The 20,001-nt window shown below is 42.8% G+C and carries 13 protein-coding genes; 6 read left to right on the plus strand and 7 right to left on the minus strand.

The window, feature by feature from the left end; genetic code table 11:
* Nucleotides 1–761: 761 nt before the first annotated feature.
* Nucleotides 762–6,518 (plus strand): alpha-2-macroglobulin family protein, encoded by a 5,757-nt coding sequence (locus tag V5G28_RS26155; protein WP_332991746.1) that lies wholly within the window; start codon nucleotides 762–764, stop codon nucleotides 6,516–6,518.
* Between the two features lie 329 nt (nucleotides 6,519–6,847).
* Complete coding sequence (locus tag V5G28_RS26160) at nucleotides 6,848–7,057, plus strand: hypothetical protein (RefSeq protein ID WP_073632690.1); 210 nt, start codon at nucleotides 6,848–6,850, stop codon at nucleotides 7,055–7,057.
* 75 nt (nucleotides 7,058–7,132) lie between these two features.
* Here V5G28_RS26160 and V5G28_RS26165 read toward each other — a convergent pair whose 3' ends face one another.
* The 3 genes from V5G28_RS26165 to V5G28_RS26175 form a co-directional block, all read right to left on the minus strand.
* Nucleotides 7,133–9,781: an AAA-like domain-containing protein gene (locus V5G28_RS26165; protein ID WP_332991751.1), complete on the minus strand. Its 2,649-nt coding sequence runs from the start codon at nucleotides 9,779–9,781 to the stop codon at nucleotides 7,133–7,135.
* 50 nt (nucleotides 9,782–9,831) lie between these two features.
* Nucleotides 9,832–11,097, minus strand: coding sequence for an AAA-like domain-containing protein (locus V5G28_RS26170; RefSeq protein WP_332991753.1), 1,266 nt, complete (start codon nucleotides 11,095–11,097; stop codon nucleotides 9,832–9,834).
* A gap of 205 nt (nucleotides 11,098–11,302) precedes the next feature.
* Nucleotides 11,303–13,486: a HEAT repeat domain-containing protein gene (locus V5G28_RS26175; RefSeq protein WP_332991755.1), complete on the minus strand. Its 2,184-nt coding sequence runs from the start codon at nucleotides 13,484–13,486 to the stop codon at nucleotides 11,303–11,305.
* Nucleotides 13,487–14,138: 652 nt separating this feature from the next.
* On the opposite strand from V5G28_RS26175, the gene V5G28_RS26180 reads away from it, so the two are divergent.
* Nucleotides 14,139–15,272, plus strand: a complete 1,134-nt coding sequence (locus tag V5G28_RS26180) for a sulfate ABC transporter substrate-binding protein (RefSeq protein WP_442994291.1) — start codon at nucleotides 14,139–14,141, stop codon at nucleotides 15,270–15,272.
* Nucleotides 15,273–15,447: 175 nt separating this feature from the next.
* On the opposite strand, the gene V5G28_RS26185 is transcribed toward V5G28_RS26180, so the two are convergent.
* Together V5G28_RS26185 and V5G28_RS26190 are read right to left on the minus strand one after the other, a co-directional pair.
* The gene (locus V5G28_RS26185; protein WP_332991757.1) at nucleotides 15,448–15,615 is read right to left on the minus strand and encodes a hypothetical protein; all 168 of its coding nucleotides are present in this window, start codon (nucleotides 15,613–15,615) and stop codon (nucleotides 15,448–15,450) included.
* 466 nt (nucleotides 15,616–16,081) lie between these two features.
* The gene (locus tag V5G28_RS26190) at nucleotides 16,082–16,288 is read right to left on the minus strand and encodes a hypothetical protein (protein ID WP_073632674.1); all 207 of its coding nucleotides are present in this window, start codon (nucleotides 16,286–16,288) and stop codon (nucleotides 16,082–16,084) included.
* A gap of 142 nt (nucleotides 16,289–16,430) precedes the next feature.
* Here V5G28_RS26190 and V5G28_RS26195 point away from each other — a divergent pair, with 142 nt between their 5' ends.
* Nucleotides 16,431–17,798 carry a GH1 family beta-glucosidase gene (locus tag V5G28_RS26195; protein ID WP_336231342.1) on the plus strand — a complete coding sequence of 456 codons (1,368 nt, stop codon included), beginning with the start codon at nucleotides 16,431–16,433 and terminating at the stop codon, nucleotides 17,796–17,798.
* 344 nt (nucleotides 17,799–18,142) lie between these two features.
* Nucleotides 18,143–18,427 carry a hypothetical protein gene (locus tag V5G28_RS26200; protein WP_332991761.1) on the plus strand — a complete coding sequence of 95 codons (285 nt, stop codon included), beginning with the start codon at nucleotides 18,143–18,145 and terminating at the stop codon, nucleotides 18,425–18,427.
* A 75-nt stretch (nucleotides 18,428–18,502) separates the two neighbouring features.
* Here the strand turns inward: V5G28_RS26200 and V5G28_RS26205 are convergent, their stop codons facing one another.
* On the minus strand, nucleotides 18,503–19,057 hold the full coding sequence (locus V5G28_RS26205; protein ID WP_332991764.1) for a Uma2 family endonuclease: 555 nt from the start codon (nucleotides 19,055–19,057) through the stop codon (nucleotides 18,503–18,505).
* A gap of 181 nt (nucleotides 19,058–19,238) precedes the next feature.
* Here V5G28_RS26205 and V5G28_RS26210 point away from each other — a divergent pair, with 181 nt between their 5' ends.
* Entirely contained in the window at nucleotides 19,239–19,676 is a 438-nt protein-coding gene (locus tag V5G28_RS26210) for a HigA family addiction module antitoxin (protein WP_332991766.1), read from the plus strand.
* Between the two features lie 124 nt (nucleotides 19,677–19,800).
* On the opposite strand, the gene V5G28_RS26215 is transcribed toward V5G28_RS26210, so the two are convergent.
* Nucleotides 19,801–19,983, minus strand: coding sequence for a hypothetical protein (locus V5G28_RS26215; RefSeq protein ID WP_332991768.1), 183 nt, complete (start codon nucleotides 19,981–19,983; stop codon nucleotides 19,801–19,803).
* Nucleotides 19,984–20,001 lie beyond the last annotated feature (18 nt).

Consider the following 20,001-nt stretch of genomic DNA (forward strand, 5'->3'; position numbering starts at 1 on the left):
TTTTGTAAAATTCAATTATACGTATAAGCCGCTTTCCCTTGCAAAATCAATATTGCAATGGGTAAAGCCGCAAGGAAAAAGGGGAAAACCTTTACCCTTTCCCCTTTACCGGAAAGACGGCGAGAAAGCCCGCCCCACGTGCGGGGTGGGATGATTTCTCGTTAAGCGTCTTAGAGGATGTTTTAAAAGTCCTACTGTCGGTAGCAAAGTGTTCTAGATCCCCCTAAATCCCCCTTAAAAAGGGGGACTTTGATTCCGGTTCCCCCTTTCCAGCGGTGGTTTTGCTTGGCATCAAACTAAAAATATTTTTTGTAAAAGTATGATAGTTGGATATTTAGAACCACAGATGGACACAGATGGACACAGATAAATAATATCAAGTTCGGATGATTAGTTATCATTGCAGTCCTCGCGTTACCCCTCCCCAATTCTCCCCAAGGCATCGGGGAGGGTGCTTGATGTGCGCGGGTGGGGTGTTTCGGCATTTATAAGTGATTAAGCGAACTTGATATAATTAGTTTTAATCTGTGTTTATCTGTGGTTTAATTTTTACTCTTGTTAATGTTGCAATAAATTTAATATTTACATAATACTTCATATAAAAAATCTAGCCATTTCCGGAACAATGAGACTCGCTTGGGTATCAATGTAAATCATCCTTATATAGCTTTGTCGCGTGGGCATTGTCCACGATACTTTCGCTTGTCATAATTTTTAAAATTTTAATTGCTTAAACTTTAATACTATACGTCGTGCTAAATATGTTCATAAGAATTTTTCTGCAGTCTCTGCTATTCCTAACACTTATGCTAGGAATAGCAAACTGTCATTTTGTTAACATCTCCCCAGGAAGAGAGCAACTTCCTACGGTTTCCCAACTCGCACCGCCGCAATTACCAGATTGGATCGAACAAATTAGTCCATTTGCAGACACAAAATCTCTCAACCAAATCCGCATCCGGTTTAAAGAACCTTTAATTCCGGTTGAAAGTCTTGACAGCCCTAGTCAACAAATTTTGTTACAAAAATTTGAACTTTTACCACCTATACCCGGTCATTTTAGATTTTTGACACCGCGTCTGGTGGGATTTCAAGCTGATGAAGCAATGCCAAAAGCGACGCGGTTTCAAGTTACCCTGAAAGCAGGCTTGGCGGATTTAAGAAATCACCGTCTCGACAAAGATTTGGCTTGGACTTTCAATACTGAACCTATCCAAATAACTAATTTACCTGGTAAGAATCCTATAGAAAAGTCTGAGGTTGAACCAATTGATTTACAGCAAAAGTTGCAATTCACCTCGAATGTGGAACTAGATTTACCTTCGGTACAGAAGCATTTACAACTGATTCCCCAAGGTAAAAACAAGGGTGTGCAGTTTAAGGTAGAATTTGCTAAAGAAGAAAAACCATCGGAACCTCTAGACCCTTTGGAAAAATTCGATTCTTCAACACGTAAATGGATTTATAACTTAAGTCCGCAAGAAAATCTCCAAAAAGCTGCAAATTATCGCCTAGAATTTTCTCCCGGGATACGTCCGGCTTATGGTAATTTACCCAGTGAGCAAACATTTGTTAGTAAGTTATCAACTTATTCTCCCTTACATTTTCAGGGAATTAAGTTTTATGGTCAACCAGATGCTGGGGGAACTTATGGAAGATTTGTGAATGGTAGCCCTCAGCTTGAATTTAATAATGGCTTAGTTGCTGAATCAGCTATTGAAAATATTAAAATTAATCCTGCACCAAAATCTATTGCGCGAATCATACAAGCAATTGACCAAGAAAAAATTATTACTATCAATCCTTATGCTTTAGAACCTGCAACGACTTATACATTTACTATTGATGGGAATCTCAAAGATAAGTTTGGGCAAACTTTAGGTAAGCCTGTCACAGTTAAATATGACACTGGAGATTTGGCAGGAAATCTTTGGGTTCCTGAAGGTTTAAATATTTTCCCATATGGGAAAGACTTACAGTTAAATATTGCTACAACAAATTTACCAGAATCAAAATACAAAGCAGCTTATAAAGTTGTTCAACCAACAGATTTAGTTTATTTAAATTCTGCTTATCCTAGAGGCAATGGTAATGATTTATTACCAAAACCAAGTGACTGGCAAAATTTTAATGTATCGGGTAAGAAAAATCAGCAAGTTGAAGTTGCTGTTCCTATCAGAGAAAAACTTGGTGCTGCTACAGGAATGCTTGCTTATGGGGTGCAAGCACGCACGAATACTTATAAAGAAAATGGCAAGGAACTATGGCGTGAACCTACGACTTATGGAATGGTTCAACTGACAAATTTGGGTGTGTTTACACAGTGGTTTCCCGAATCAGGCTTTATTAGAGTTCATCACCTTGCTGATGGTTCACCAGTCAAAGCTGCTGCTGTCGAAATTTATGAATCAAAATTAGAGTCAAAATCTCGCCCTCAACCTGTACCTTGTGCTTCTCTTAAAACTGATGAGAATGGCACACTTAGGGTAAATCGTGAAAATTTGCGCCAGTGTTTTGCGGGAAATCAAAGTTTTACAAAAGAACCCCAATTGTTAGTTATTGCGCGTGAAAATCAAGATTGGGCATTTGCTCGCACGGAAGAATATAGCGGTGCTTTTGGCTATGGACTTGATACAGGTTGGGAGAATGGTAAGCCTGTGTCGCGGGGAATTATCTTCTCAGATAGACAGTTGTATCAACCAGGAGAAAAAGCTTCGTTGATTGGTTTCGCTGACTATTTGCAAAATGGCGAAATTAAGCAAGATAAAAATGCTGTTTACCAATTAACGCTTGTCAATCCGGATGGACAGAAGACAGATTTAGGTACGAAAACAACAAATGAATTTGGTACGTTTTCTTTAGAATTACCAATTAATAATACCCAACGTTTAGGCTACTATACCATCCAGGCGAAAGGGAAAAACGCACAAGAAATTTCCGGAGAGTTTCGCGTGGCTGAGTTTAAGCCGCCTAATTTCAAAGTTGAACTGGATTTGGATAAAGAATTTGTCTTAATTAACGACAAGGTAGAGGCGAAATCTACAAGTCAGTATTTATTTGGTTCTCCTGTGCAAGGGGGACAAGTGAAATATTTTGTGACTCGTCAGCAAACTCGTTTTATCCCGAAAGGTTGGGAGGAATATTCTTTTGGCAGACAGTGGTTATTTCCTGAAGAACCGCCTTCTGTACCAAGCGATGTGTTGCAAACGAATGCAGAACTTGATGCAAATGGTAAAAGTAACCAAACGCTAACTGTGGCGAAAGATTTGCCTTATCCGATGATTTACCGCGTTGATGTGCAAGTCGCAGATGTTTCTAATCTATCCGTGGCGAATTCTAAAACTTTTACAGCATTGCCAAGCGATCGCCTGATTGGTTTAAAAACTCATTTCGTTGCTGAAGCTGGCAAGGATATTCCCATCATAGTCATCGTCACTGGTTCTACAGGAAAACTACTTCCAGGTCAACGGGTGCGTCTGGAACTGCAACAGATGAAATATAGCAGTGTGACTCAACTTGTAGAAGGAAGTCGGACAGGGAAAAACCAAGTTGAATACAAGACAGTCGGACAAACAGAAGTTACATCTACAAATAGTCCTCAAACTGTAACGCTGACACCAAAAGAATCTGGTTCCTACCGTATCCGTGCCAATTTTAGCAATGTTAGGGATGATTTAGGCGCAACAGATTTGCAGATTTGGGCAACTGGTGAAAATCCAGTGTATTGGGGTGAGGGAGAAAAAGACCGACTGGAAATTAAACTCGACAAAACAACCTTCAAACCAGGCGAAACTGTCACGGCGTTGATTCAATCTCCTTATCCTGAAGGAGAATTGTACTTTGCTGTCGTTAAGGACAAACCCCTTTATCAACAGATTACCAAAGTTAAGGGAGGCGCACCGCAAATTAAATTCCAAGTCACACCAGAAATGTTGCCAAATGCAGCAGTACAAGCTGTGTTGGTAAGACAAGGTGCGCCTCTTAACCAGTTGGAACCAGGAAGTTTAGATAATCTGGTACGAATTGGCTTTGCTTCCTTTAAAGTTAACTTGGAAGACAAGTATTTGAAAGTGCAAGTTAGCCCAGTGCAAGCATCGCTGGAACCTGGTGCTGAACAAACTGTACAACTAGAACTCAAAGACAACCAGGGAAACCCCAGCAAAGGACAGTTCACAGTCATGGTTGTGAATGAAGCGGTGTTACAGCTTTCTGGTTATCGTCCCCCGAATTTGGTAGATACAGTTTACGCTGAACAGCCGATATCTACCCGCTTTAGCGATAACCGAAAAAATGTCGTAGTCGATCAACAAAATATAGCTAAACCCAAAGGTTGGGGTTATGGCGGTGGGTTCTCAGCAGCTACAGAAAATACTCGCGTCCGTACAAATTTTCAGCCTCTAGCTTACTACAATGGTTCTGTCCTCACAGATGCTACGGGTAAAGCACAAGTCACGTTTAAATTACCAGATGACTTAACCACATGGCGCGTGATGGCGATCGCCACTGATGGAAATCTGCGTTTCGGCAATTCCGAAGCGACTTTCATCACAACTAAGCCGTTGATCACTAACGCCATACTGCCACAATTTGCACGTCCTGGCGATAAATTCCAAGCTGGCTTATCTGTCACTAACAACACTGGTAACACAGGAACTCTCACAATTCATGGTGAAGTAGGCGGTACTGTCAAGTTTGCTGAGAATAACCCCACAACTGCGAATTTGCAAACCCAGGTTGAAACGGCTACCCGTGCATATCGTTTTCCGATGGTAGCAGGTAGTGTGGGAGAAGGCAAAGTTCGCTTTACGACTCAATTGAATCGTACAGCAGCAGATGCTTTTGAAGTGCCTTTGGAAATTAAGCCATTAGAAATTACAGAACAAGTGATTGAGACAGGCGTCACTGCAAATCAAGCAAAGATTCCCCTCAATGTTGACAAAAACACTTTCCCTGATGGGGGAGGTTTAGACATTCAACTGGCGAGTACCCTGATACCGGAGATTAAAGCACCAGCGCAACAAGTTTGGGAAGATGATGATTTGCCTTTTGCTGAACCTGCGGCGAGTCAGTTAATGATTGCTGCAAATCTGCAAACTTTATCTCAAAAATACAGCCAGACTTTTGCAGAATTTAATCCTAGCAAACGTGCTTCCCAAACTCTTGGGCAATTGCAAAAACTTCAGCTAGCGGATGGTGGCTTTGCTGCTTATCCTGGACAACAAAAGTCAGATCCTTGGGTTTCTTCCTATGCAGCGGAATCTCTAGCTAAAGCGAGTCAGGCGTTTCCGGATTTGGTAGATACTAAAATGGTATCTCGTCTCAAAGGATATTTGCAAAGAATTCTGGCGAACCCCGCACAATACGAGTTTTGCAAACAGCAGCCATGTAAAAGTCAACTGCAACTCAATGCTTTGATGGCTTTGGCAGAATTGGGAGACAAGCGCAATACATTCCTTGCAGATATCTATCGCCAACGCGACGCCTTTGATGTCGTGACTCAGATTAAACTGACGCGATACTTATCCCAGTTCCCAGAATGGCAGGATGAATCGAAACAACTGTTGAGCCAGTTGCAACAGAATATATATGATACTGGTCGTACAGCTGTTATCAGTTTACCCCGCAGTTGGGGATGGATGAGTTCACCGACGACGGCGCAAGCACAAGCTTTACGCCTGTTTGTTACCCAGCAGTACAAACCGGAAGTTATCGATAGGTTATTGCAAAGTCTGTTGGCACTACGTCGGAATGGGACATGGCAAACTGATTATAACAATGCCCAAGCGCTTACAGCTTTGGTGGAATACAGCCAACTGCAACCAACACCACCGAATTTTGTTGCTACAGTGGAATTGGCGGGTAAGAAGTTGGGAGAAAGACGCTTTGAAGGTTACAGCAATCCCAGCTTAGAAGTAAACTTACCAATGTCTAGTTTACCACGTGGGCGTCATGATTTGCAACTGCGAAAATCTGGACAAGGCACTTTGCACTATTTAGTCGCTTATCGCTACCGCTTGCAGGGAAATCAACCAGGGAGATTTAACGGTTTACGGGTTACAAGAGAAATTCGCCCTGCCGTTCCCAGCCGGAGTCAGGGAACGAGAGATAAAGTGTTGCAATTTGGTTTATACGCTTCTGATAAACCATTGACTGTAGAAACTGGACAGGTGTTTGATATTGGTTTGGAAATTATAGCCGACCATCCTGTGAATCATGTAGTGATCAGTGATCCGTTACCAGCTGGTTTTGAAGCGGTGGATGCGAGTTTTCAAACTACGACACCTGCATTACAAGCAAAAGCAGACAGTTGGCAACTTGGGTTCAGGACTATCTATCGCGATCGCATTATCGCCTACGCCGACCACTTAGAACCAGGCGTTTACAGCCTTCACTATTTAGTGCGTTCTGTGACGCCGGGTACATTTCTCTATCCTGGTGCTGAAGTCCACCTGCAATATGCACCAGAAGAATTTGGGCGTACTGCTGATTCTACAGTCGTGTTGGAGGAGAAGTCATGAGAAGGAGTCAGAAGTCAGAATTCAGGAGTCAGAATACCCCATGTCCTAGTCCCGGAGTTTCAATAAAGTTACTTTGCTTTTCTATTTCTCCACGATTCAAATCGGGGGATGAGCGACCATTATTCATCCACCAGTTGCACACGAGTTCATTCTGACTCCTGGGTTCTGACTCCTGAATTCTTCTTCGGTGATGTTAGCGCAAGTCAGTTTCAAACCAGTTTCAAGTTTTTCGTTGCCCACATTTTCCAGTCTTCATGTCAGTTATGGCTCATGTTTAATTTAACTAAGCGTTAGGAAACGCATCATCAAATATCACAGGTCAAAGTCATATGAAACGTAACTTGACACCTTTACAAACTGACAGTTGGATTTACCGGATTGTAGTTAGCGCCCTGTCATTAACCTTGATATCTTCTATTAGTGGTGCGGTATGGTTGCAAGCCAATGATAAAGAAATTCCAGAAATTCTCATAGGATTAGGAACTGGGGCGTTAGGCGGTTTGGCAGGACTGTTAGCACCGACTCCAGGGAAGGAATAATAAGTAAGTTGGGTGGAATGACAATAACACCCGACAAATAAATGTTGGGGTGGGGGTAAAAGCGCAGCAACTGCTCTAATGAGAAACCAGTTCAAAACAAAATTGTTCGCCTGGTGGACAACGCTTACCTCCAACTACTTTGACTATCACTGGTTTTTGTTTCCGTTCACCTTTCGAGAAATTGAGTTCATCTCCTGAAGTGTCCTTCGGTTTAAGTTGAACTGACTTCAAGTTTTTATGTACAGTCTCTCTATTAGGGTTATCAAACATAGATATAGCTTTAATAAAAGCCTTTGTCGCATCATAACTAGTAGCGGTGTCCCAGCCAATTTGACCGCTCCATCTTGCACTAGCTTTTTTTGTAAATTCTTTTTCTTTTCCGTTTTCTTCTTTTTCAAACCAAGCTGGAGCTAGAATCATGCCTTCAAACGATTTCTGCAAAATTTTATCTCCATACAAACCATCCCCTGCGAGTAGCTTAAGCCTTTTTGGCAAGTTCGGTATATCATTTTGAGCTTGAATAATTTTTAAGACGACATCATATACCTCTGTATTTGTACAAAATATAGCAGCATCGGCTTTATCTTTTAAGATAACATCTTTAACTATACGATCATATTCATCTGGTTGTAATTGCATTAAATCTATTCGTTCTCTTACAATTTTTCCTCCTAGCTCCTCAAAAAGAAGTTTAAATTGCTCACTCAAGCTTCTACCATAGGGATCATTTCTATAGAAAATAGCCACTCGCTTAATACCATGCTTAATAGCATAATCGGCTAAGTTTTTACCTGTTATTCTATCAGAATTAACTGTTCTAAAAAAAACATTGCCTCTTAGTTCAGTACTGGTGCTACTTGGAGAAATAATTGCTAAATGAGCTTTTTGATACTCAGGTAGTGCTTTCTTAGTAGAGCTGCTAGTAACGTGTCCAATCACTCCTATAACATTTGAATCTTTAATCAATTCTTGAGCAACTTCTTTAGCTTGATTTGGGTCATCATTATCCTTAGCAATTACTATATTCAATAATCGATTAGCTAATCCTCCATTCTTGTTAAACTCATGTTGTGCTAGCGCTACTCCTTGTAATACGCGTTTAGCAAAATTTTTTTTCTTATCTAGAGGTATAGTAACTGCCAGAGTTAGAGTATTATTGCCCCTTACTTTGGCTTCTGCCTTTGCTTTTGCATTGTTGTAGTAAATCAGTACCTCTGGATCATTAGGGTTAGCATCGATAGATCTTTGAAAATTTATTTTGGCTTTCTCAAAATTCTTGTTTTTGAACTCTTCAATCCCCTTAAGTTGACCAGAATTTTCATCACTTAGAAAAAAAGTACGTTCTCCTTGGCTAAATCGTTCTTGATTTAATATGTAAGGAGTCCTACTTAGCCATACTAGCCCTCCGCTTATTCCAGCCAAACCAGTGAGAATTATAGCCCAGCTAGCGTGCAGCAACTGTTTTCGTCGCTTGTTCAGTTCTTCTTGGCTAGCTCTCAGAAATTGCTCATCCTCATTTGTTAAACCTTTACCATCTGCCCAGGCTAGTGCATCCTGCAATGCCTTTCCTCGTAACAGCCGTGATTTATCCTGACAATAAGAATTTAACCAAGCTTTAAGTTGCTCAGCATAAGGACGTTGCTGTGTTAATATCTGATTAACCCAATTCTGGTCAAAAATAGCTTTATAAATGCGGTTGTAAACTCTTAACTTGCCCTTTTGCTTGACAACCAACCCTGAAAGCCGCAATTCCATTTGTTCAGGACTTTTATCTGCTGCCATTTCCTCCTGTAGCAGAATCTGCTGATATAGTCCTAATAACCTAGGAGTACGTTGCTCATCTTTTAGAATGCGATCGCGTATCGTCCGCAAATGCTCAGGTTCATCTTGTGATTCCCAATTCTCGATAACATACCTTTGCACCAATTCTTCCACACTCAACCCTTCATCATTTGTAAGGATGAGTTTACAAAGCTTTTGAGTCAGAAACGGTTGTCCGCCTGTCCAATCTAAAACTTCTTTCAGCACTGCTTGGGGATTGCTAACTTTTCCTTCAAATCCCTGAACAAGTGTTTGGCATTCCTCAAACTTAAACCCAGTTAATTCAATCGCTCGACCAATATTAAAGGATGTACGATTTTTATCACTTATTAAATCCGAAGGTGTTGCCACACCCAACAAGGCAAACGTTAAACGCTTGTATTCTGGATTTTCTGTTCGTTTGTTGTAACAAGCACGGATACCAGCAAAAAAATCGTCTTTAAAATTGATACTTAAGAGACTGTCAATTTCATCAATAAAAATGACTATTTGCTTGTGAATATGGTGTAGTAGTACCCGTTCCAAAAATTCCGTCCAGCCTTGCACAGGGGCAATACTCTCCCTCTGTTCCCACCAAGTAAAGAAATCAAAATCTGCTGGCAGTTCAAATTGTAAAGCCCAATTATAAATTAATCCACCATACCATTCGCGCGATGTTACCCCTTGAGTACCAATGGCGGTAATATCAATTGCAGCACAGGCAATACCCTCCTGTTGCAATCTTTGCATAACACGCACCTTAAGCGAAGATTTGCCCATCTGGCGAGAGTTGAGGACGTAGCAAAACTCTCCCGTCTTTAGAGCATGATAGAGTTCATCATCTGCTTGGCGCTTGACATAACTAGGCGCATCAACAAAGAGACTTCCCCCAACTTGATAGTTGAAATTGGTTGTAATATTCATAGAGAGTTAAAAATGAAAAATTAGAAATCGTGATTTGTAGGTTTTGTTGCTTATGAGGAAATGCGATCGCTAAAATACTGACGATACAAATTGCAACTCATCATCACCTCATTGCCCACTAACTTAACTAACCCCAATTTGCTTAACCAGTAGCTTTGCTTTGGTTCAAGGCGTACCTTGTCAGTTGCCGTCACTACGGTTTTGAGCGCTTGCAAAGACTCTTGATGACGTTGCAGTATCTCCCAATACCGCCGCAAATAATTAGCATAAATTCCTGCTTCCGTGGGGGCAGTTTGTAACAATGCTTCTAATGTCATATGAGAATCTCTTTGCAGAGATTCACAAGCTTGCCTGACTAAAAAAGGATGTCCCCCTACCAATGTCATTAACTGGTTTACCTGTGCCATCTCCCAATCCAACCCATATCTTTGGGCTAAAGCTTGCACTTCTTGGGGTGTAAATTCTGGTAACTCTATCGGCACTCCTACATTAAAAGGTGACTCATTGATATTTAGCTGAATATAATTTTCTGTAGAGTGAACAATGACTAACCTCAGTCGTTTCCAAATTGGTATGGTTCTTGCAGTTTCGTGCCATGCTCGTAATAGCACCAAGAATTCTTTTCCTACCACTTGATGGTTAAATAATTGTTCTACCTCATCAATACAGATTACCAAGGGGCTTTCTGCCTGGGGCAATAAATACCGCTGAAAATAGCCAAAGCAATTCATTTTACTGGTAGATAATTTCTCATTCCAGTATTTATCTAGGCAGTTCGGCAATCCTAAAAGTTCCCCAACACTAATGCAAAACCATCGCAAAAAGCTATTTAGGTTACTCAAATCTTCTTGTTCTGCGTAACCTAGATTTAAGCAGACTGTGCGGTGTCCTTCTTGTCTAAGTTTGTTCACCACCCTAGTCATCAGGAAGGTTTTCCCCATCAACCCCGGTGCTTTTATCCGCAGCAGCGCACCTGGTTGACTTAGTGTCTGATAACATAGTGTTTCAATTGGCTGACGTTCCACATCAATGAACCCTTCTACCTCTGGCTCATCTGCATACGGCTCAAACCTTGCCTCTATATCATTGCTTATGCGATCAGTAGCGGCTATAGCTTTCCAATCCTGTCCCAACCTGTCACAAATCTCTATAAAATTCAGATAATCTACGGCATAACCGTTCAAAAACTTTCTAACAGTGTCACGAGACATCCGTAAATGTTCCGCCAAATCTTTTTGGCGCGGATAACCTTGACGTTGGACGGCAGCTTTCACTTTGGTGATATATTCTTGACCAACTTTAAGTGAGCGTGGCATTGGAGTTAGAGTAGTAATTATGCTGAATCATATTATGATTTCTCTGATACCCCTAAAAATCAGTAATAAGTCAGTCACCAGTCAGTAACCACCAACACCTCCCTGTGTCTCCTCGATAGGGCATAGGGCGATCACACTTCTGTAACGGTAACAACAGGAAGTGAAGTTTGCTAAATGACAACGCTCTTTATAGTAATTTTTATTACTAAAATTTCTCAAAAATATTACGCAATTTTTCCAACACCTTAGCTGCCTCCTCACGCACCCAAGAATCCTGATCTTGCAGCAGCGCCTGTAGCCCTTGCAGCACTGGTTCTGAGGCATTACCTAACTTGCCCAACGCCTCGGCAGCGCAAAGACGCACATAGGAATCCTCATTTTGAAGCAGCGCTAGTAGTCCTTGCAGCACTGACTCTGAGGTATTGCCTAACTTGCCCAAGGTAGAGGCGGCAATGGCACGCACCTCAGAATCCTCATCTTTCAAAGCTCTCAGGAGAGTAGGAGCTGCAAATTTAGCTGCTACACCAATCTTCCCTAATTCTTCAGCAGCACGTCGCCTATCTTCTACTTCTGGAACAAACAGATCATCCGTTAAGCGTCGAATGCGTCGCTTCAGTTGTTCTTGTTTTAGCGCTTCCAGATCCAGCCCTGCCAGTTTACCCAATTCCTCTGCAACAAAACCGGGTACTTTGGCTTGTGAGCCTTTTGCCAGACAGCAGTCTCTCACTGCTAGCAAAAAACCTTTAATTTCTTCCTGTGGTTTGCTTTCTGCTTGTGCCAGAAACTCCCGCCAGGATGTCTCGTTTTCGCGGTAACTGTCTACCAGATATAGCCCAGCCAAATACTCAGCTAACGGATCGAGGGCAAAGCTGATTGTGTCTTTATTGTATCCAGACTTGATCAGAAGGAGCTTTCCCTCAAAATACTGAAGGGACGCATCAGCTTTATTTTCCCCCAAGGCTTTAACCACTGCCTCACGCTCTACATAGCTTGGTTTATATTCGCGTTCCAGGCATTTCCAAGCAATCACCTTAGCATCGTCTTTGACTGTGGGATATTCTTGCCCGATGACTCTTTCTGCCTGACGGTTGAGCTTTTCTAGGTGATCAAGCATCAGATCTGGAATGTTGTCAAGCGAGCGAGCAGATGCTGATATATTCTCTTTAGCGTTAATCATCCGCTCCGCATATAATTTAGCCAGCAAAACTGTAATCGTTTTCTTGTCACCCACGATGCGTTGAAGTTTGGCACACTCTTGCAACAACTCCCCTGGCTCGTCCTCGTTCTCAAACAAATGCCACTTTTTGAGCTGCTTGAGGTAATTCTTGATAAAGGAAACCAACTCCTCTCCATCGAAGCGGAGAGTCTCAATCTTGGTGTCAATTCCTTTGAAATTTTCCTCGATTCGCGAGGTAATTACCAAAGCATTAGCGGGAAAGTCTCGGAAAGCGGGTTTAATCTTGTTACGGGTGTGTGTACTCATCTCTGAGAGATGATCCACAATTACCAGTATCCGGCGCTGTCGGAGAAGTTGTTCGAGTAATTCATCAGAAATCAGTTGTTCGTTGTCGCAAGCATCCTGGATCTCTCCAGCAATTGCTTCCATCAAAGGCTTCTTGCCTTCCCCAAGATCGGAGTCAAGTTCTTGCTCAATCAGGATTGGTAACATCTTGTGTTCTGTCAGGCGTTTGGACTGTTCATCTTCCATTGCCCATTTAGCAATCTGACAAGCAAGGGCTGTTTTACCCGAACCTCCCTCTCCCCAAATCAGCAGTCGCACTCGCTTTTGTTTAAAAGTTTTCCTCAAGGTTTCTGCAGTCAGTTCCTTAATCTCCTCAGTGTCTAATCGCACTGGTATGGAAACGTAATACTTGCGTTCAGCAACTGTCTCATTCTTGACAAAGTTCAGGGCGAAAGTGTCAATGTGTTTCTTCACCCAAAAATCCAGCACCCTGGGTCGATATTTCAGCCAAAGCAACACAGGAAGTGGTAGTTTGAATTCTGGGATGATTCCTAACTTAGGCAGCTTCAATTCCCCAGGTAGCCACAGCAACCAAAGCGGACGCAACCAGAGAACTCCCAGGTACACAACCACGACTTCCCCAAGCATTACCCCCAGGACAATCAAAGACAGATCCTGCATTTTCTGTTGATCAGATTTTTTCCTTTCCTGCTGCTTTTTCTCCGGAGTCGGTGGATTTGTCTTGTTTGCTGACTCTGGTTGACTCGGTTGGAGTGGAGACTGCGCTGGTGTTTGAGCGTATACCAGACTATTGTCCTGCTTAGATGCCTGCGCCCAATTGTGACTTGTCAACAGCAGGGGAAATGAAACTCCCAAGAGGGCGACTTTCAGCAATGCTAAGAAAGGTTGTCTAGGATACTTGGTCATGAATTAGACTGAGCAAAGAAGAAGATAGCAACGAGAAGTTGTGCTTATTTTAGCGTTTGAAAGATGTCGGCGTCGGTGATTCTTCGCTCTAATCTTTGAAAGGGAGCCCTAACTTACAATACGACCAAGAGACTATTGCCCTTTGTCCATTGTGATAATTGATAGCGTTCTGCCCTATTTTGTTCTCATTTTAGACAAATTTTTGACAAAATTCTGAATTTATGCTGTAACTAAATATTTGCTACAAAATCACAATGGTTATTTTTGCGATTGACTTTGCCACTACCCCGAAGAGCGATTGGGCTTTAGCCCACTGCGCTCCGCGCAATCGCTATGCGCGGACACTGCGCTGCTTTGTGATGGTGCGGATCGCACGCCACGCAGTCTAGTACATTTTGGTTGGTTAAAAAATATTTAAGGATTTATTAAGTAATAGTTATTACATAGCTATTTTGTCGTATTAGTAAATTAAGTACGGTATTCTTACAAAAATACCGTATAGATTTGCCTTGAGTAAGTACAGCAAAAACGTTGTGTTTATTAATGGAAAAAATAATAACTACTACAGACTGCGTATAGGAGGAGTGTAGTGAGCAGGCATCTAACCCTTAATATCGATTGGATAGCGGTTCCTTTTTCAGCTTTGGGGAGAATTGGACAGTGGTATCAGCAACTGTCAAAAGGTAGATTTAAGCTGAGGTTTTTTAAAAGTTTTATACCTCTATTTTTTGTAGGCGTCAGCTTGAGTGTCGTGCTTGCTGCTAACGCCGCAAGTAGTAGCAATGTTTCAAGCACGACTTATTTTGGAAAGAGCGGCAATCTTATCGCTCAACAGAACAATATTGAACTGAACCTTGTTTCCTTCTCTGTCACCAAAGCTGCCCATGACAAGATTATTCCCAAATTTGTAGAAAAATGGAAAAAAGAGCGTAACCAAAATGTCACCTTTAAGCAGAGTTATGGCGCTTCTAGTGCTCAAGCTCTTGGGGTGGTTGAGGGAGGACTAGAAGCTGATGTAGTACATCTATCCCTTGCTCCAGATATTCAAAAGATTGAGCGAGCAGGATTGATTCAACCAGGTTGGGAGAAAGAGTTTTCTAACAACAGTATCGTTAGCAAGTCTGTAGCCGCAATTGTCACCCGTCAGGGCAATCCCAAAGGCATCAAAACATGGACAGACTTAACAAAAAATGGAGTCAGTGTGATTACGCCGAACCCCATAACCTCTGGAAGCGCACGCTGGAATTTTCTAGCGTTATGGAATGCAGCAATTAAAGCCGGAGGAGACGAGTCTAAGGCATTAGAATTTGTCACTAATGTCTTTAAAAACGTTCCTATTTTGCCTGAAAGTGCCCGTGAAGCAACCGATACCTTTTTCAAGGGGGGCAAAGGAGATGCTCTGATCACTTACGAAAATGAAGTGTTGTTGAAAGCTGTAAGTGGCGAAAAACCTCCATACGTTGTTCCTGATGTCAATTTCTCGATTGACAACCCAGTTGCTATTGTTGATAAAAATGTAGACAAGCACGGCACCCGCGAAGTGGCACAAGCGTTTATTCAGTATTTGTACACTCCGGAAGCTCAACAAATCTTTGCTCAAACTGGTTACCGACCAATTGATTCGAGTGTAGCGCAAGCAAAAGAGTTTGTTGATAAATACCCTCAAGTCAAAATTGCAACAGCTAATGATTATGGCGGTTGGGCTACGATTGGGCAAAAGTTTTTTAGTGATAACGCCATTTTTGCCAAGATTCTGCGTAGCGTCAATACAGCTAAGAAAGGTTAGATCCCTACAGCAAGTATTCAAGCGCTAATCGAGGACAAGGAGACTAAGGAACCAAAAGCTATAACTTTGGTTCCTGCACAAGACTCAATAAACGTTTGTGGAAGTTGCGCGGAATTACATTCACTGATATCTACTTAAATATATAAAATTTTACGAGCTTTAAGGCTTGTCAAAATCAACTTGCATGTTCCCAATCGCTCAGTAGCTCAGGCTCCTGTTGTTTTGTCTGACGTGGGCGTAAAGGTGCTTGAGGAGTACCAATATTTGTGGGAGGAAAAGACTTTTGTTTTTTCTTAGCGGATTTGTGTTCCTGTTTCTTGGAGTCCATTTCTACAGTAGTCATGGCATTCACCTCTATGTTGTTGTTTCGGGGTTTGTGATTCTTGAGGCATCGATAAATCTGCAATCATTGCCTGTATTTGAATCTATATGGCTAAGTCTCTATTAATATCATCACTCTATGAGCAGTAATTTCCGGAAAAAGAAAAAACGACAAAGACAGACTCCCAAAGCTGCGTACAGAGTCTGTCTAATTCCCTGATATTTCATTAAGTGACACATAATATCAAGTTCGGTTGATTACTTATCATTGCTGAAGAACCCCACCCCCGTAAAGCTACGCTTCACGTCCCCGGACCGCGAGCGGAGAGCAGGCGACTGGCGTGTGGGGTGCAGTCAACGTGGGAATCATAACTAATTAGCCGAACATGATATAACAATGGTCACTTTTAAGCTCGCCCGATTGCAACGATCACATGAAATGGCGATCGCCCAGCCGTAGCACTGGCACCTTTGCGATCGCCCATCAATTATCGCACCTGCTGCAAGTCACACCTCAATTCACGGGACTCCTGCCGAATCCTCCCTGAACAAGCAGCTTCTTGCAACCTCATGAAAGCATCTAAATCTTCCAACTCATACTTTTTCTTCAGAAGATTTCGTAATTGTTCTTCCGCTGCAATGCTCAGATATCCAGTTGTTATAGCCTCTTGAACGAGGTCACGGATTAACATCATAACCGGAAAAATCTATGTGGTTCTGTCGAATACAACTTCTTCATGAGAAATTTCGGGCTCTGTTATCAATCTTTACAATAACTTGATTTAGCACGTTTTGTCATTCTCCCCGAGAATAGTGAAGTTGCCTAAAATTATCACTATGTATAAATTTCCAAAAGATTTTTGCTGGGGTGTTGCTTCTTCTGCCTATCAAATTGAAGGAGCAGCTCGAGAAGGGGGACGTAAACCCAGCGTATGGGATACCTTCAGCGCGACTCGGGGAAAGGTTGTCAACGGTGATACTGGTGCTGTAGCCTGCGACCACTATCATCGCTACAAAGCCGATGTGCAGCTTATGGCAGAATTAGGCATCAAGCATTATCGCTTTAGTATCGCATGGCCTCGCATCATTCCTGATGGTCGTGGCAAAGTGAATGAAGAGGGCATTGATTTTTACAAGCGCTTGGTGGATTACTTACACGAGTACGGCATCACTCCCCACGCTACCCTATTTCACTGGGATAGCCCCCAAGCGCTGGAAGACTTGTACGGTTCCTGGCAAAGTCGGCGGATGGCATATGATTATGCTGATTATGTTACGGCAGTTGTCAAGCGGTTGGGCGATCGCATCACGAATTGGATGACTCTCAACGAAATTCCCTGTTTCACTCATATGAGTTATGACGAAAAGCAGCAACCACCCCACGCCCCAGGAAAGCAACTTAGGAGTCGAAAGGAAGTTTGGCAAACTTCTCACCACGCCTTACTTGCTCATGGGTTGGGGTGTCAAGCTATCCGTGCAGCTTCACCCGTTCCGTGTAAAGTTTCTTTGGTAGATAACATCGCCGTTACAGTTCCCATCAATGAATCCCTTGTCAATATTGCAGCAGCAAAAAGTGCCTTCCACACCTGTGGACAAAATGGCGGCATTATTTTCCCAGCCCTGACTGGTACGTACAGTCCAGCAATGTTGGAAAAGTTGAAACAAGATGCCCCAAGTATAGAGCCTGGTGATTTAGAAATCATTCACCAACCCCTGGACTCCCTTGGTCTTAACATTTACACTGGCACTTATGTTCGTGCTGCCAGTAATGAAGATGGTTACGAATTCCTCAATTTTCCCAAAGGCTACCCGCAAATGTATATGCCCTGGCTAAATATCTTGCCTGAGAGTATTTATTGGGGTATCCGTCATATCAGCGAAACAGTGGGGCGCAACGACTTACCAGTGTACATCACCGAAAGTGGTTGTGCGGCACAAGATGAAGTGAATTCTAATGGTGAAGTCATTGACACTGACCGAATTATGTACCTACGCCAGCACCTAAAGTCAGCTCATCAAGCCATCAGTGAAGGGTATCCTTTAAAGGGTTATTTCTTGTGGAGTTTCATGGATAACTTTGAGTGGGCTTGGGGATACTCCCGACGCTTTGGGATTGTTTATGTAGACTACAAAACACAAAAACGCATCCCAAAAGCCAGCTTTGAATGGTACGCAGAATGTATCCGTCAGAACCGAGTCGTTTAACAATCGGACTTACGCAGAAGAGATCCCCCAACCCCCTTAAAAAGGGGGCTTTTAAGATTCCCCCTTTTTAAGGGGAGCCAGTGCGTTGCGGGGGTTCCCCCGTTGAAGCAACTGGCGTGGGCTAGGGGGGATCGAGGTTTTGGGTTTTCAGTGCGTAAGTCCTGAACAAAAAGTACTCCGCAGCTAGTAGTTCATGTCATTAGTTTTGATGGTTTGTAGAATTTGTAGAGACGTTGCATGCAACGTCTCTACGAGATTTATCCCTCAGCATAGGCGATTATCCTTTAGGCGAATCGCTCTGGTAAAAAGCCCTCTGTTACACTTGTAATAACTGCAATACACGTATGACAAAAGCCATGGTTACTGTCAGACTAGACGAAGAAACAGAACGCCAACTAGCTGATATCTTGGCTCACGAGAAAACAGACAAGAGTGAGTTGATCCGACGCTTGATTGCTGAGCGCTGGCTTAACTTGCAAGCAGGTAGAACTTTGGTTGATAGGCGGGGTGGACACCCTCAACACCTCCTGCAAGATGCACCGACAGACTTATCTGAACGAGCAAACCGCAAAAAGGCGATGCTCCAAGGGAGTCGCGCCTTACGCATACGCACACTCCTCCCAAGCTGACTCCTGACTCCTGACTACTTCTTGGTCATTACTAGCATTAAGCGATCGCTAAATATCTCACTTCCCGCCTGCAAATCACCCCTCCAATAATCGCTGCACAGAAACCGTAATTTCTGGAAATGCCAAAGGGCTAATTTCTCCATCTCTCAAAGTGAGTTCAGAGCGATAATCGCCATCGACTGGTTCACGAAATATTTTGACTTGTCGATGTTTTAAGTCTACAATCCAATATTCCTTAATTGCCGCAGCAGCATAAGTCTTGCGTTTAGGATCTAAATCCTTACTCAAACTGCTGTTAGCATACTCAATCAGCCAAAAAATGTTTTCCGGGTAAGGATGACGGGTTCGATATTCAACTCGGCGCGGTTCAACAACAGCCAAATCAGGTTCTGGCTCAGAACTGCTTTCGGGGAGAGTAATAGGTTTGGCATCTCGCACCAGGGCTTGCTGACCGAGCAGTTCGCGCAGGTAGTCAGCAGCATCAGTGCTAAGTTGGGCATGTTCTGGCCCCTCTGGTGCCATATTGATAATTTCCCCGTTCAATAGCTCGACGTGACGACCTACTAAAAGACCGACTGAAATCATGCGATGATAGTCTTCTAGGCTCCATTTAGCGGTGGTCACTGTCATGGTGGTGAGTCTTCTTCTTTGAGAGCAGTTTCTCTAATTTTCGCATATTTACCAAGTCGCGCCCAGCCCAACGTCGATTCGCAGACTCAATGAATTTTTTTCAACGGAATAATCAGGCTTTTGGCTCATACTGGAGCGCGAAAGTTGTGTAGATTCTAGTCGAGGAGATATATATAAAGATATGAGAATTCTCACCAAACGACCGCCTACACATCCCGGCGAAATATTACTCAAAGATTTTCTTGAGCCACTCGGGTTGTCACAAAGTGACCTTGCAAACGCAATTCATGTTTCTTATCAACGAATCAATGAGCTTGTGAATGAAAAGCGTGGTATTACCTATAGTACCGCTTTACGATTATCAAAGTTTTTTGGGAATAGCCCACAGTTTTGGTTGAATCTTCAACAGAATTGGGATATGTACCATGTCTTTAAGGAAGAAGAGGAGGAACTTAAGACTATTAGGGACTTCCAAATAAAAAAGTATCCAAAAATTTCTTGTGGAACGGGCGTCTCGCCCGTTCAGATTGAGGGCGGGCGGGGACGCCCACCCCACAAAATGAATAATTTATTTCTTGGAAATCCCTTATGCAATTTACATCAGTTTTCACGTATTTGAACCACACTGTAAGGGCACAGCAATGCTGTGCCTCTACGGCAAATGTGGTCTATTTACCTGAAAATAGCTGTAATAGTAACGATGATGAGGCTCGCGCCCACTTTCCAAGAGAACCAAAAACCTGTTAACTACTTTTAGCGCTCATACTGCGATGGCACGAAGTGCCCGCCTTAGGCGATCGCGCAAAGCGCAGTGCCGTAAGTCCTGCGGAAGCTTGTGCCAACGCGTAGCGTCTCCGCTCTTGAGAAGGCGATCGCGCAAAGCGCAGTGCCTTCTTGCAATCGCTGAATATTTTAAAGAGCGCCATATCCTCGCTTTGCACTTG

The sequence above is a fragment of the Scytonema sp. PRP1 genome (genome assembly GCF_036697665.2).
Lineage (GTDB): Bacteria > Cyanobacteriota > Cyanobacteriia > Cyanobacteriales > Nostocaceae > Kalymmatonema > Kalymmatonema gypsitolerans.

Bases quoted from the DNA above. Each gene is read 5' to 3' on its own strand.
- V5G28_RS26155 (WP_332991746.1), top strand. From the start codon at position 762: ATGTTCATAAGAATTTTTCTGCAGTCTCTGCTATTCCTAACACTTATG.
- V5G28_RS26160 (WP_073632690.1), top strand. From the start codon at position 6,848: ATGAAACGTAACTTGACACCTTTACAAACTGACAGTTGGATTTACCGG.
- V5G28_RS26165 (WP_332991751.1), bottom strand. From the start codon at position 9,781: ATGAATATTACAACCAATTTCAACTATCAAGTTGGGGGAAGTCTCTTT.
- V5G28_RS26170 (WP_332991753.1), bottom strand. From the start codon at position 11,097: ATGCCACGCTCACTTAAAGTTGGTCAAGAATATATCACCAAAGTGAAA.
- V5G28_RS26175 (WP_332991755.1), bottom strand. From the start codon at position 13,486: ATGACCAAGTATCCTAGACAACCTTTCTTAGCATTGCTGAAAGTCGCC.
- V5G28_RS26185 (WP_332991757.1), bottom strand. From the start codon at position 15,615: ATGACTACTGTAGAAATGGACTCCAAGAAACAGGAACACAAATCCGCT.
- V5G28_RS26190 (WP_073632674.1), bottom strand. From the start codon at position 16,288: ATGATGTTAATCCGTGACCTCGTTCAAGAGGCTATAACAACTGGATAT.
- V5G28_RS26195 (WP_336231342.1), top strand. From the start codon at position 16,431: ATGTATAAATTTCCAAAAGATTTTTGCTGGGGTGTTGCTTCTTCTGCC.
- V5G28_RS26200 (WP_332991761.1), top strand. From the start codon at position 18,143: ATGACAAAAGCCATGGTTACTGTCAGACTAGACGAAGAAACAGAACGC.
- V5G28_RS26205 (WP_332991764.1), bottom strand. From the start codon at position 19,057: ATGACAGTGACCACCGCTAAATGGAGCCTAGAAGACTATCATCGCATG.
- V5G28_RS26210 (WP_332991766.1), top strand. From the start codon at position 19,239: ATGAGAATTCTCACCAAACGACCGCCTACACATCCCGGCGAAATATTA.
- V5G28_RS26215 (WP_332991768.1), bottom strand. From the start codon at position 19,983: ATGGCGCTCTTTAAAATATTCAGCGATTGCAAGAAGGCACTGCGCTTT.